Origin of the sequence: Colwellia sp. MB02u-10, from assembly GCF_014077185.1 — a bacterium.
In the GTDB taxonomy this organism is placed as follows: Bacteria; Pseudomonadota; Gammaproteobacteria; order Enterobacterales; family Alteromonadaceae; genus Cognaticolwellia.
Genome location: NZ_JACGVK010000139.1, coordinates 24,499 through 37,792, shown reverse-complemented (window position 1 = coordinate 37,792; position 13,294 = coordinate 24,499). Strand labels below are relative to the sequence as shown.

Annotated in this window: 13 protein-coding genes; 9 read left to right on the top strand and 4 right to left on the bottom strand. The window is 39.9% G+C overall.

Annotated elements, in window-relative coordinates; translation table 11 throughout:
• Positions 1–12 precede the first annotated feature (12 nt).
• The 9 genes from zapE (at position 13) to H4J59_RS17855 (ending at position 8,009) form a co-directional block, all read left to right on the top strand.
• Entirely contained in the window at positions 13–1,128 is a 1,116-nt protein-coding gene (gene zapE, locus H4J59_RS17895) for a cell division protein ZapE (protein WP_182241345.1), read from the top strand.
• A gap of 110 nt (positions 1,129–1,238) precedes the next feature.
• A complete protein-coding gene (locus H4J59_RS17890) occupies positions 1,239–2,165 on the top strand; it encodes a hypothetical protein (RefSeq protein WP_182241344.1) in 927 nt (308 codons plus the stop codon).
• 229 nt (positions 2,166–2,394) lie between these two features.
• Complete coding sequence (gene rplM / locus H4J59_RS17885) at positions 2,395–2,823, top strand: 50S ribosomal protein L13 (RefSeq protein ID WP_182136671.1); 429 nt, start codon at positions 2,395–2,397, stop codon at positions 2,821–2,823.
• 3 nt (positions 2,824–2,826) lie between these two features.
• Positions 2,827–3,219: a 30S ribosomal protein S9 gene (gene rpsI, locus H4J59_RS17880; protein ID WP_182241343.1), complete on the top strand. Its 393-nt coding sequence runs from the start codon at positions 2,827–2,829 to the stop codon at positions 3,217–3,219.
• A gap of 1,001 nt (positions 3,220–4,220) precedes the next feature.
• Entirely contained in the window at positions 4,221–4,811 is a 591-nt protein-coding gene (gene petA / locus H4J59_RS17875; RefSeq protein WP_182136669.1) for a ubiquinol-cytochrome c reductase iron-sulfur subunit, read from the top strand.
• Positions 4,811–6,079, top strand: coding sequence for a cytochrome bc complex cytochrome b subunit (locus H4J59_RS17870; RefSeq protein ID WP_182136668.1), 1,269 nt, complete (start codon positions 4,811–4,813; stop codon positions 6,077–6,079). Before petA ends, H4J59_RS17870 begins: the two co-directional genes overlap by 1 nt.
• Entirely contained in the window at positions 6,076–6,774 is a 699-nt protein-coding gene (locus H4J59_RS17865; RefSeq protein ID WP_182241342.1) for a cytochrome c1, read from the top strand. Before H4J59_RS17870 ends, H4J59_RS17865 begins: the two co-directional genes overlap by 4 nt.
• A 96-nt stretch (positions 6,775–6,870) precedes the next feature.
• The gene (gene sspA / locus H4J59_RS17860) at positions 6,871–7,512 is read left to right on the top strand and encodes a stringent starvation protein SspA (RefSeq protein ID WP_182241341.1); all 642 of its coding nucleotides are present in this window, start codon (positions 6,871–6,873) and stop codon (positions 7,510–7,512) included.
• Positions 7,513–7,523: 11 nt separating this feature from the next.
• Entirely contained in the window at positions 7,524–8,009 is a 486-nt protein-coding gene (locus tag H4J59_RS17855; protein WP_220469877.1) for a ClpXP protease specificity-enhancing factor, read from the top strand.
• A 90-nt stretch (positions 8,010–8,099) separates the two neighbouring features.
• Here the strand turns inward: H4J59_RS17855 and hemL are convergent, their stop codons facing one another.
• From hemL to H4J59_RS17835, 4 genes are all read right to left on the bottom strand, one after another.
• A complete protein-coding gene (gene hemL / locus H4J59_RS17850) occupies positions 8,100–9,383 on the bottom strand; it encodes a glutamate-1-semialdehyde 2,1-aminomutase (RefSeq protein WP_182241340.1) in 1,284 nt (427 codons plus the stop codon).
• 45 nt (positions 9,384–9,428) lie between these two features.
• Positions 9,429–10,439 (bottom strand): aspartate carbamoyltransferase, encoded by a 1,011-nt coding sequence (locus tag H4J59_RS17845; RefSeq protein WP_220464247.1) that lies wholly within the window; start codon positions 10,437–10,439, stop codon positions 9,429–9,431.
• A gap of 533 nt (positions 10,440–10,972) precedes the next feature.
• The gene (locus H4J59_RS17840; RefSeq protein WP_182241339.1) at positions 10,973–11,404 is read right to left on the bottom strand and encodes a CopD family protein; all 432 of its coding nucleotides are present in this window, start codon (positions 11,402–11,404) and stop codon (positions 10,973–10,975) included.
• Positions 11,404–13,092 (bottom strand): chloride channel protein, encoded by a 1,689-nt coding sequence (locus H4J59_RS17835; protein WP_182241338.1) that lies wholly within the window; start codon positions 13,090–13,092, stop codon positions 11,404–11,406. Before H4J59_RS17835 ends, H4J59_RS17840 begins: the two co-directional genes overlap by 1 nt.
• Positions 13,093–13,294: the final 202 nt, after the last annotated feature.

The following is a 13,294-nucleotide window of genomic DNA, read 5'->3' as shown; positions in this document are numbered from 1 at the left end:
AATGGCAGTTAAATGATCAAATTATCTCCAATTGGAAAATACACACAAGATTTAACCCGCGATGATTTTCTCTTTGACGCGGCACAAGAAAATGCAGTTAAAAATTTACAACGTTTGTACGACGATTTAATGACTCAACCTTTACCGGTAACGGGCTTTAAAAAGGTGCTTAATCGCTGGAAGCGCGTGGTAAAAAAACCCGAAATTAAGCAGATAAAGGGCATTTATTTTTGGGGGGGTGTTGGGCGTGGTAAAACCTATCTCGTTGATACTTTTTATGATGGCTTACCCTTTTCTAATAAAATGCGCGTGCATTTTCACCGCTTTATGCATCGTGTGCATGAAGAGTTAAAATTGCTACAAGGGCAATCTGACCCACTAAAAATTATTGCTAAACGCTTTGCCGATGAAACCTGTATTATCTGCTTTGATGAGTTTTTTGTTTCAGATATTACTGACGCGATGATTTTAGGGACTTTATTTGAAGAATTATTTGCTCACAATGTCACGCTTGTTGCGACATCAAATATTATTCCAGATGACTTATATCGTAACGGCTTGCAACGCGAACGTTTTATGCCGGCAATAAAGTTAATTAATCAATGTTGCGATATTATCAATGTTGATAGCGGGGTCGATTATCGTCTTCGTACTTTGGAGCAAGCCGAAATATTTCATTTTCCCTTGGATCAACAAGCCGATGACAATTTAAGACATTACTTTCAAAGCTTGTCACTTGAAGCGGGTCATAAAGACAAGGTTATTGAAATTAATCATCGGCCATTACCCACCGTTCAGGAGTCAGATGGTGTGGTGCACTTTGAATTTTCAACCTTGTGTGAGTCTGCGCGTAGTCAGAGCGACTATATGGAACTAAGCCGTTTATATCATACGGTATTAATCGCTAATGTTATGCAAATGGGCGTCGATAATGATGACAGTACACGGCGATTTATTGCCTTAGTCGATGAATTTTATGAGCGCAATGTTAAATTAATCATCTCGGCAGAAGTCGCCTTAGAGTGTTTATATGTTAACGGTCGTTTAAGTTTTGAATTCAAGCGTTGTTTAAGTCGACTGCAAGAAATGCAGTCACATAGTTATTTAGCGAGTGAGCATTTACCATAATTAATGTTTTTATGAGTAAAACATAATAAGTTGTTTTTATATTGAAAAGAAGTTTATAAAAAATGATTAACAAGCGGGTTGTTAGCTTTAGCGTCATATTCATGGCGCTTGTGTCGTTAAATGTATTTGCTGGGGTAACTGATAATCCTTTTAGGAAATCACTAGAAATAACAGAAGCATATCTGCCAAAAGCTATTTTGACTATGTGGCAGAGTGAGCATTTGATATGGCGTGCTCAGTTATTTAATAGCGCGTGCGAGGAAAATACTCAAGCGGTAAAGCACGCGATTAATGCCGGATTTGCCTTAGTGAATCAAGTCATTATTGATCAAGCGATAATAAATCATCAGCTAATTGATGAAAACGCTAAACTGATATTGCAAGATAGTAATAAGTTGTATTACCAAATTTTTAGCAGAGTATACGCCTATGCCTATACAGAACGACTGAGAATAATTCAGCAATATTACCCTGAAATCAGTGCAGATTTATGTGCGCATTCTAAGACAATGTCACAACAGTATCGGCCTGATGATTTGCCGATAGTACCTTGGCAATTAACTGATCAAACCGAGTTTAAAGCATGGCGAGCTGATTTATTTTCAATGCGTGTGGTTAATCAGCATTTTGTTGCGGCCTTTATTAAACGCCAACAAGCATTTGCTCACATCATAGATGCAGAAATTTATGCCATGATGCAACACAATGAAAAGGCAATCAGTGCATTTTCTGCTCTTAGCGGTAGCTATCAATATAACCATTTATTGATGAAAGAAATAACTCAAGCGTATAGCGAAGTAAAAGGTAAAAAATTACCTGATGAGCTTTGGCGAGCAGGTTATGCCCAGGCCGCCAGTTTATCGGCAACGTATGCCTATAAGTTAGCAACAATATCAGCATTAAGGCAAATTAGAGCGCTTTATCCTGAGCTATATCAGCGTATTGAAGCTCATACTATGAGTTATGTAAAATTACAGTTGAGCAGATTGAAAATGAGTAAATCACAGTTGAATAAAGCGTTTAATCAGCACGAGTAGCACTTTTTGTTAATTTCGTTTGGCTTATAAAGAAAGATCAAAGATTAGGCGTGATCTTTTGCGTATTGTTCTGTATAATCCGGCCTCCCTACGTTACAAAGCCTGTTCTTTTTCCAGAGGACCGGCAACGGACTCGATGCTCGAAGGGGCAATGGCGTAGTCTTTAACGGATAACTTGAGGTTTTCTTAGGTTATTATTTAAGTAACATTTATATAATTGGGTTTTTTAATGAAAACTTTTGTAGCTAAACCAGAGAGCGTACAACGCGAATGGTTCTTAGTGGACGCCGAAAATAAAACTTTAGGCCGTATCGCTACTGAAATTGCAAGCCGTTTGCGCGGTAAGCATAAAGCAGAATTTACTCCTCATGTAGATACTGGCGATTACATCGTTGTTATCAATGCTGAGAAAGTAAAAGTAACTGGTAATAAAGCGAAGGGTAAAATTTACTACTCGCATACAGAATTTGTTGGTGGTCTTAAGCAAATTAGCTTTGAAAAGCTAATCGCAAAAGCTCCAGAGCGCGTTATTGAATTCGCAGTTAAGGGTATGTTACCTAAAGGTCCTTTAGGTCGTGAAATGTTCCGTAAGCTTAAAGTTTACGCGGGTACTGAACATAAACATACTGCACAACAACCACAACTTTTGGAGCTGTAAGTCATGGCTGATAATCAATATTACGGTACTGGTCGTCGCAAGAGCTCAACTGCTCGTGTGTTCATGAAAGCTGGTAACGGTGCAATCACAATTAACAAACGTGACATTTCTGTATACTTTGGCCGTGAAACGGCTCGTATGGTTGTTCGTCAACCATTAGACTTAGTTGAAATGTTAGAAAAGTTTGATTTTAACATCACTGTTACAGGTGGTGGTATTTCTGGTCAAGCTGGCGCAATTCGTCACGGTATTACTCGTGCATTAATGGAGTTCGATGAAACTTTACGTGGTACTTTACGTAATGCTGGTTTCGTTACTCGTGATGCTCGTAAAGTTGAACGTAAGAAAGTTGGTCTACACAAGGCTCGTAAAAAGCCACAATTTTCAAAACGTTAATATTTACGTTATGTTATTTCAAAAACCGGCTTCTGTCGGTTTTTTTATGTCAAAAATACTAGCTATATTACGATTATAGGGTCGTTCTTAGCCATCACGGCAATTACTCCTGCATGACTCTAATGACTTGTACCAAATTGATTAATTATCCGCTTATTTTAATCTAATGAAATGAGCAAAAATTAGTGAGATTATTATATCCCTTAAGAGCATGGCTCCATGGTATTTGTGCCTCCATACACGTCGATGTGAAAGTGTCGCGATGGCAAAATTTTCTGGGTGTTATATATTACTTGTTCTGTACCAAAGTGCTCTGTACCGAAGCGATAAATTAACTGTTCACTATGCCAATGCGCAACATAATAAACTAATTCGTTGTGAGCAAGCATATACGCGAGCGATTGCTCGACAATATGCTCTTGCGTTGTTTTAACGGTTTACGGCCATCTAGCCGCAATCAAGCGTATCACCTGCAGGAATTTAGGTGCTATGTGTAGAGCGATAACCATAACCATGAGTATTTGACTATTTATCGCCATTATCCGGATTGAATTTTACTGAATTGGTATAATGTCTATGTGTATTTTAATCAACAAATTAGCTTTAAGATGCAAGGTTACTTTTAGCTCAGTATCCATGCCGAGAATATGGCGAAAATCCCCACCCTACAAGTAAAATTGTAACCAACAGCGAGGTGTTTTTTCTTTTTAATAGATAGTTGAACACTTAAAACTGACCGGTGTTTTATGGCAACTTGCAAGGTAATAAAGCCATAAATACGAATAGTTTTTATTCATTGGGTGCGTGGTTATAATAATTGACTTTTATTTGCATAAACCTGTCTTGAAAAGGTTAATTGCCTTGTAAAAAACGAGGGTTTTCTTTATTATCAGAGCAATTTTTTTATCGTTGATTTAGTAGATCAACAATCTACACAATTACTAGGTAATCCTCTTAGTCATGTGTTGTTGTATTAGCTAGATAATAATTGGAGAGTTTGAATGAGCAATGCGCCTGTTAACAACGGTCGTCGACGCTTTTTGACTGCAGCTACTTCGGTAGTCGGTGGTATTGGTGTTGTCGGTGTGGCTGTGCCTTTCATTGGTTCTTGGAACCCTAGTGCTCGTGCGAAAGCCGCAGGTGCGCCGGTTGAAGTCAATGTAAGTAAAATCGAGCCTGGTCAATTAATTCGTGCTGAATGGCGCGGTAAACCAGTGTATGTGGTCCGTAGATCAGAAGAAATTCTTTCTGGTTTAAGTACGCATGATGACCAATTAAAAGATCCACAATCAGAAGTGCCACAACAACCTGCTTATGCGATGAATGCACATCGCTCGATTAAACCTGATTTATTGGTGGCACTGGGTGTATGTACGCATTTAGGTTGTGCACCAACTTACCGCAAAGGTGACTTTGATCAGGAAGTTGCTGGTGTTAAAGACGGTTTTTACTGTCCTTGTCATGGCTCTAAATTTGATATGGCCGGTCGTGTTTTCCAAAATGTCCCGGCACCGACTAACTTGATGGTGCCTGAACACTCTTTCCCAAATGAAGATACCCTACTCATTGGTGTGTCTGGAGGAGAAGCATAATGTCTTTTAAATTAATGGATTGGATCGAACAGCGTCTACCTTTAATGGAAGCAATAAACAAGCATGTTACACAATACCCAGCACCAAAAAATTTCAACTTTTGGTATGTGTTTGGTATTTTAGCGAGTGTTGTTTTAGTCAACCAATTGTTAACCGGTGTGTGGTTAACAATGAACTACGAACCATCAGGTGAAGGTGCCTTTGCTTCTGTAGAATATATTATGCGTGACGTCGACTACGGTTGGTTATTACGTTATATGCACTCAACGGGTGCATCAGCATTTTTTGTTGTTATTTATATGCATATGTTTCGTGGCATGATGTATGGCTCCTACCAAAAGCCTCGTGAATTATTGTGGCTGTTCGGTATGCTGATTTTCTTGGTATTAATGGCTGAAGCCTTTATGGGCTACTTATTACCTTGGGGTAATATGTCATATTGGGGAGCGCAAGTCATTATCTCCATTTTTGGTGCTATTCCGATCATTGGTGATGACTTAACCCTGTGGATACGTGGTGATTATGTTATCTCAGGAGCGACATTAAATCGTTTCTTTGCTTTACATGTTATTGCCTTGCCATTAGTGCTGGTCGTGTTAGTTTTCCTACATATTTTAGCGCTACATGAAGTGGGTTCAAACAACCCAGACGGCACTAATATTAAAAAGCCTAAAGGCAGCGTGGCTCCCGAAGAGTTAAGTAAATTTGCCTTTCATGAGCAGTACACTAAGAAGTACGACATTGTTGACGCTATACCTTTTCATCCCTACTACACAGTAAAAGATTTGGTCGCTATTGTGATCTTCTTAATTATATTTTGTGGGGTTATGTTCTTTGCGCCAGAAGGTGGTGGCTACTTTATAGAAGCGCCAAACTTTGAGCCGGCTAATGGCCTGAAAACACCAGAGCATATAGCACCTGTATGGTACTTTGGTCCCTTCTACACCATTTTACGTATTATTCCTGATAAGCTTTTAGGCGCTGTGGGTATGTTTGGTGCGATTATCGCCTTGTTCATGTTGCCTTGGTGTGACCGTGGTGTGGTTAAATCAATACGTTACCGTTGTACCGCTCATACGGTAAACCTTGTTCAATTCGCTATTTGTTTTATTATTTTAGGTGTTTTAGGTACTTTACCTGCATCGCCGCTGAATAACATGATTGGTGTTGTGGCAAGTTTCGGTTACTTTGGCTTTTTCGTGGCTATCTGGATTTACAGTAAAAACGAAAAAACGAAGCCAGTTCCAGATAGGGTGACAGGAAAATGAAAAAATTTATTATAGCAATTTTAGCTATGCTTCCTATGCTCGCTTCGGCAGCTGGGCCCAGCATACAATTAGATGAGGCTAATAATGACTTACGTGATAAAGCCTCGTTAAAACGTGGTTTTGAAGCTTTTATTAATAATTGTTTAGCTTGTCACCAGTTGCAATATCAGCGTTATAATCGCACTTTTGATGACTTGGGTATTTCTAATGAAGATGGCTTAGCAAATTATATGTACACCGGTGAAAAAGTGGGTGATCATATAACCAATACTATGCCAGCTAAAGATGCGGCTAAGTGGTTTGGTGGCGCGCCACCAGATTTAACACTTGAAGCACGCTTTAGAAGCCCTGATTGGATTTACACTTACTTGCGATCTTTTTATGTTGATGAAAGTCGTCCGTTTGGCGTGAACAATAAAGTTTTTAAAGATGTGGGTATGCCACATGTATTACAAAACCTTCAAGGTGTTAAAACAATAGATGAGCACGGTAATCTTTCTGAGGCTACTGGCGGTTCAATGACAACAGAAGAATATGATACTTTTGTTCGTGATATAACCAACTTCTTGGAATACACCGGTGAGCCAAATAAACTTGAGCGTGAAAGCCTAGGTTATTGGGTTATTGGTTTCCTCTTTATCTTGTTGTTCTTTGCCTATTTACTGAAGAAAGAATACTGGAGAGATGTACACTAATTACAAATTTTTTGTGAAACAGTGTAAACTTTAGATATTATTGGGGGCTTTGGCCCCCTTTGTTAGTTTTTTAAATAAGAATTTTTTGGAGGCATTATGGCCATCGCCGCAAACAAACGCTCTGTTATGACTTTATATTCGCATGCAGATGATATGTATAGTCATCAAACCCGCATCGTGTTGGCAGAGAAAGGTGTCGGAGTTGATATTAACTTGGTCGACTTAGCCGATTTACCTGAGGATTTATTGGATTTAAACCCTTATGGCACAGTGCCTACGTTAATTGATCGTGAATTAGCGCTTTATGAAGCGTCAATTATTATCGAATATTTGGATGAGCGTTTTCCGCATCCACCACTTATGCCAGTTTACCCGGTATCTCGTGGTCGTAGCCGTTTAATGATGCATCGTATCGAACAAGACTGGTACAGCCTAGCTAAAGTTATCTACAATGGACCAGCTGATGCAGCCGCAAAAGCACGTCAAGAATTGAAAGAAAGCTTGTTAAGTGTAGCGCCTATTTTGAATGAAGCGCCTTATTTTATGAGTGAAGAATTCAGTTTGGTTGATTGTTATTTAGCTCCGCTATTGTGGCGTTTACCTGTTATGGGTATTGAGCTTGATGGTGAAGGCTCAAAAGAATTAAAAACTTATATGTTAAGAGTCTTTGAACGTGAGTCATTTCAAGCGTCATTAACTGAGTCTGAGCGTGAATTACGCTTTGGCGCTCCAGTATAAAGTCGTAAGCTATGACAAGTGAAATGAGCTCAAATAAGCCTTATATTGTTAAGGCTTTTTATGACTGGATTTTTGATAACGGCCTAACACCTTACATTGTTGTTGATGTCAATGTTTATGGCGTTATTGTACCTATGTCTTATGCTGATGACGGTCAAATCGTGTTAAATGTCTCACCGTCAGCTGTCGGTAGTATTGCCATGGGGGAAGAAACTATTGAGCTTAGCGCACGTTTTGGCGGCAAGCTTGAAAACATGAGCATACCTTATGGTGCTGTTGTGGCTATTTATGCCAAAGAAAACGGTGCTGGCACATCGCTAGCGATTGAGCACCCTGAGCCAGGCACCATTACTGAGGAACCTCTTTTACCTTCACCGGTGAAAATGTCTTCAGTCAAAGCAGTAGATAGTAAGATAACGACTAAAGCGTCAGCTAAGCAGCAAAGCACTCAAGCATCAAAAGTGAAAAAGCCCAGCCTGTCGGTAGTAAAAAAGTAAGCAAAATTAAGTATATTATAATTTTGTTAACCATTAAAAAAGGTAAGCGTTATGCTTACCTTTTTTATTGTCTGCTTGATAATGTAAAGTTTACAGTTGAGCGAAACAACGCTCAGCCGCGGCTAAGGTAAATTCAACTTCTGCTTCACCGTGTGCCGTTGATACAAAGCCGGCTTCAAATGAAGAAGGGGCAAGATAAACGCCTTCATCCAACATCAAATGAAAGAAGCGTTTAAACTTTTCACCATCACATGCGGTTGCCTGAGCAAAGCAAGTCACGTTTTCTTCCTCAGTAAAAAAGAAACCAAACATACCGCCAACATAATTAACCGCTAATGATATACCATTGCGCTCTGCAGCGGCTTTTAAGCCCATTGCTAGCTTTTCTGTCGTAGCACTGAGTTGTTCGTGCTTATTATCTTTAGATAGCTCATTTAACGTTGCCAAACCAGCTGCCATAGCAATAGGGTTGCCTGATAATGTACCCGCTTGATAAACAGGTCCAATAGGGGCAATGTAATCCATGATTTCTTTTTTCCCACCAAAAGCTCCTACCGGCATGCCACCACCGATAACTTTACCTAAGGTAGTTAAATCAGGCACTATGTTGTAGTGAGCTTGGGCTCCACCTAAGGCAATGCGAAAGCCGGTCATGACTTCATCAAAAATTAAGAGGCTTTTATATTGATCACAAATGGCGCGTAATCCTTCCAAGAAACCTTCGACCGGTGGAACACAGTTCATATTGCCAGCAACAGGTTCAACAATGATACAAGCGATTTCATCACCCATTTCAGCGAAAATTTGTTTGACTTCATCAAGGTTATTAAAGCTAACGGTTAACGTGTGTTTAGCAACATCTTCAGGAATGCCAGGAGAGCTTGGCACGCCCATGGTTAACATGCCTGAGCCAGCCTTGACTAATAAAGAGTCGGCATGGCCGTGATAACAACCTTCAAATTTTAATATTTTGTCACGACCCGTAAAGCCACGGGCCAATCGTATAGAGCTCATGGTTGCTTCAGTGCCTGAACTGGTCATACGTAATTTCTCCATTGAAGGAACCATTTCGCGCACTTTTTCAGCCATGGTTATTTCAAGTTCTGTTGGAGCGCCAAAGCTAAGTCCGTTCTGGGCAGTTTCAATTACAGCGGCCAGAATTGCTGGGTGATTGTGACCTAAAATCATCGGTCCCCATGAACCAACATAATCAACATACTGCTTATCATCAACATCAAAAATATAGGCTCCTTGTGCTTTTTTGATAAACAGTGGTGTGCCACCTACGCCATTAAAGGCACGAACCGGTGAATTTACGCCACCAGGAATAACTTCTTGGGCGGCATTAAATAATTGCTGGGAATTTTTTGTCATAATATGCTACTCGCGGTTGAGGTAACCTAACTATTGAGGTTAAAATTAGTATTTATTGGTGTGCCAAATGACAGGTTTTTCATAATGGCTAAGTTGGTTTTCAACCCCTAAACTTAGGGCAAATAATGCCATACGTACCAGTACACCGTTTTGCGCTTGGCGAAAAATAGCTAAATTATCTAGGTCATTTAAATCGATATCGAGTTCATTCGCTTCAGCACGAGAATCGCGCGGTAATGGGTGCATGATTACCGTATGTTCGTGGCAATATTGCTGATAAATTTTTCGATTCAAACTAAAGTGACCACGGTATAAATCGGCTTCATCTTTACTGGCAAAACGCTCTTGTTGAATACGGGTTTGGTAAATAACATCACAGGCCAAGTTGCCTTCAATTTTGTCAGTAATAACCACTTGGTGTCCGGCGTCAGTTAAGGTAGCCACTATGCTATCTGGCATTTGCAGAGCCTTAGGGGCAATCATAGTGATTTTGATGTTGTTATATAAGCTAATTAATTTAGACAGAGAATGCACGGTTCTACCATGTTTAAGATCGCCCATTAAGACAATGTTTAAGCCATCTAGCCCCATGTCATAACGCGCCATTTCTGACTGTATGGTAAATAAATCTAGTAGCGCCTGTGTTGGGTGTTCGTTAGCGCCGTCGCCACCATTAATCACAGGCACACTGCTGCCTTTAGCAAAGTCAGCAACCGAATGCATGGTGGGGTGGCGCATGGCAATCACGTCTGAATAACCACTAATAACACGGGCGGTGTCAAATAATGACTCGCCTTTTGAAAGCGAAGAGTTCTCTTGTCCAACCGTTTCTCTGACAAAGCCACCCAGTAAATTAAAGGCGGTACCAAAGCTAACACGGGTGCGGGTGCTGGGTTCAAAAAATAAATTACTTAATATTGCCCCTTCAAGTACATGGCAGCGCTTTTTTCGCATGGCGTAGGGCGCCATTAAGGTTGAAATCTCTAAAATACGGGAAATACTCTCTCTATCGAACTGCGATACAGATAAGATATGGCTTCCTTCAAATTTCATCATAGATAATACCTACATTATCGAAATCTTTAGCAATGCACTGTGCCAGCTGATTTGATAATTTTATTATATAGTGGATCGTTGTTGAGCCAACAACGAAAAATTGTTGCGAAATATAGCATAAAAGTTGAATGCTGAGAATGTATTATCAAGATTTGAACTAAGAAAATGTCTGGAGTTTGACTAAAATGTTGAGAGGGTTAAACAAGATTACAGCCTTGGCAATGCAAGGGCTGTAGTTAGGTGACTAAGCGCCACTGATAGACAGCATAAGATGTTTCTGTGCTTGTTCAGTATTTAAGTATTACGGCTTGATATTGTGGTTTGGAAGTATAGCTTGATATTATGACTTGCTATAGCGGGTAAACCTTACTTTTTACCGTCAATTAAATTGGCTAGAGTTATACTGACCTAACATCCTATGGGCGTTGTACAGGTCAGTATACCTAAATCTGTCAGCACTGATAAACATAGCTTTTTGGCTTTAATTCGCGTTGGATATAGCAAGTTATAACCAACAGCTTAATATGCCAAGCTTAAAAAGGTTTTAGATAAACTAGCAGTATAACAATCAGTAAGATAATTACAGGTACTTCGTTGAAAAAGCGATAAAACTTGCCAGAACGAGTATTCTTATCAGCAGCAAATATTTTGACTAATTTAAAGCAGTAACCATGATAAATGAGCAATAGCAGCACCAAGGATATTTTTACATGTAACCATTTTTCCGCCACAAACCAGGGATAGCCATATTGATAAATAATGGCAATACCTAATAAAACCGTCAATAGAGCAAAGGGGGTAACAAAATAAAGTAATCGTCGCTCCATGCCTTTAAGATGTTGATGTACAAGAGGTTCAGCTGATTCGGCATGATTAACAAAAATGCGCGGTAAATAAAAGATACCGGCAAACCACGCGACCATAAAAAAAACATGGAATGCTTTAAGCCAGAGAATGGTAACCATCAGTTAGTTTTTCCTTTTAATAAATAAGCGCTAATATAATCAAAGGTTATTATACCCATAATTTCATCTGGATTATCTTGATATATATAAACACCACCCGTCCTCTTCTTCATTAGCAGTAAATAGGCTTCAGTCAGTGTAGATTGGCTAGAAAGTGGGATTAGTGTGTGTTTTGTTAGCGTCGGCTTTGCGTCTATGTCTGTCATACTTTGCTGGTAAAAAACAAATTGTGTTGTTTCATCTGGCCGTTTTATCTGGTGAATAACATTATCCTGTGGTTTTTGCTTTGATAATGCAGTGGCAATAGTCTTATCATCGACTTGTCGCAACAGCGTGATGCGCTCATCCATCACCCCAATGACTCCAATGCGCTGTAAGAACTTCTCAATAGGGGGTTGTCGGTAGGGTAAGCCCTGAATCTCTAACTGGAGAATGAAAATTGAACGATTACCAAAAAATTGTCCAGAAAACACACAAGCACTAGTGATAACAATCATGGCGGGTACAATAATCTCTATTTGATTAGACATTTCCACCACACAGAGCAATGCAGCTAACGGGGCATTAAGTGTCGCAGCCATAAAGCCGGCCATACCCATTAATGCAAAGTCACTGGCAGAAATGTTACCGCCGATAAAGTAGCTTGCGACCACAGAGCCACAGGTACCTGCGATAGCGCCGATACCAAGAATAGGGCCAATAACACCGCCGGGAATGCCTAAGCCAAGCGCAAAAATGGTCATCAGTACTTTTGCGACTAATAAACCCAGGAGTAGTTGCAATTCAAGACTATTTTGCAAAGAAAAATTAATCGCACTTAAATCGGTTCCCATCGCATAAGGCAGTGCATAACCTAAGCTGCCAGTAATTAATGCCGCAGTCAGTATTCTTGGCACAAGATGAAAACGAGCACTGTGTTTGATCACTAATATCAGGTTGCGATTAAAAATAAAGGCTAAAACACCTAGCACCATGCCGAGTAAAGCCAAAACAAGATAATGGTCGATGTTTAAAGTAATGGCGGTAAAATGGCCAAATTCGTGACTAACACCAAAAATATGACTGGTGGTCATCGACCCAACCAGAGCCGCAATCATTACCGGTATAAAAATATGAACTTTATACTCTCGTAAGATAACTTCCATCACAAACAAAACCGCGGCTATTGGGGTATTAAAACAAGCGGCAATGCCAGCTGCAATGCCACAAGCACTTAGGCTGCGAATGGCGTTATAAGGTAAATTTAACTTGTTGGCAATATAACTGCTACAGGCGGCGCCTAAATGTACAGCCGGACCTTCTCTGCCCACTGAAAAACCAGCAGCAAGTGCGGCGGCACTACCGATAAATTGATTAACCGTGTTACGAAATGGCATGACACCATTGGCAACTTTTAAGCGATGTAAAACAAAGGGAATGCCACTGCGGATATACTTGTAACCGGTTAGCCAGGCAAATAAGAGAATAACGACAGCACCCATAATAGGTAATTGAAAACGACTTAAAGCGCTTATGCTGTTATAGTCGTCTTTTTCGGGCAGAAAAAATAACTGAATGCCTTCAATGGTAAAAATAAATAGCACCACTAACAACGCCGATGCAAAACCCCCAATAGCGGCTAGTAAACAGAGTTGCCATGATGTTTGTGGCACGGCGAGACGTTTTTTTAGTTGAGTTATTGTCTTCATATTGAGTTATTTTTGTTGGACATATTTACAGACACACTGGATATCATAATACTTTTCAAATGAATTGGTTAGCAAAAATAAATTTCCGCACTGTGGTGATGCGTCTAGGAAGCTTTAGTTCAGCGATTTCACTACTGGTCATCGCGGCTATCAGGTTGATACTTTAGCACAACAAAAGGCTCACTTAGATTTTATCTATCAA

Coding starts and splice junctions, on each gene's coding strand:
- H4J59_RS17835 (WP_182241338.1), bottom strand. CDS start 13,092: ATGAAGACAATAACTCAACTAAAAAAACGTCTCGCCGTGCCACAAACA.
- H4J59_RS17865 (WP_182241342.1), top strand. CDS start 6,076: ATGAAAAAATTTATTATAGCAATTTTAGCTATGCTTCCTATGCTCGCT.
- zapE (WP_182241345.1), top strand. CDS start 13: ATGATCAAATTATCTCCAATTGGAAAATACACACAAGATTTAACCCGC.
- H4J59_RS17855 (WP_220469877.1), top strand. CDS start 7,524: ATGACAAGTGAAATGAGCTCAAATAAGCCTTATATTGTTAAGGCTTTT.
- H4J59_RS17870 (WP_182136668.1), top strand. CDS start 4,811: ATGTCTTTTAAATTAATGGATTGGATCGAACAGCGTCTACCTTTAATG.
- hemL (WP_182241340.1), bottom strand. CDS start 9,383: ATGACAAAAAATTCCCAGCAATTATTTAATGCCGCCCAAGAAGTTATT.
- sspA (WP_182241341.1), top strand. CDS start 6,871: ATGGCCATCGCCGCAAACAAACGCTCTGTTATGACTTTATATTCGCAT.
- petA (WP_182136669.1), top strand. CDS start 4,221: ATGAGCAATGCGCCTGTTAACAACGGTCGTCGACGCTTTTTGACTGCA.
- H4J59_RS17840 (WP_182241339.1), bottom strand. CDS start 11,404: ATGGTTACCATTCTCTGGCTTAAAGCATTCCATGTTTTTTTTATGGTC.
- rplM (WP_182136671.1), top strand. CDS start 2,395: ATGAAAACTTTTGTAGCTAAACCAGAGAGCGTACAACGCGAATGGTTC.
- rpsI (WP_182241343.1), top strand. CDS start 2,827: ATGGCTGATAATCAATATTACGGTACTGGTCGTCGCAAGAGCTCAACT.
- H4J59_RS17845 (WP_220464247.1), bottom strand. CDS start 10,439: ATGATGAAATTTGAAGGAAGCCATATCTTATCTGTATCGCAGTTCGAT.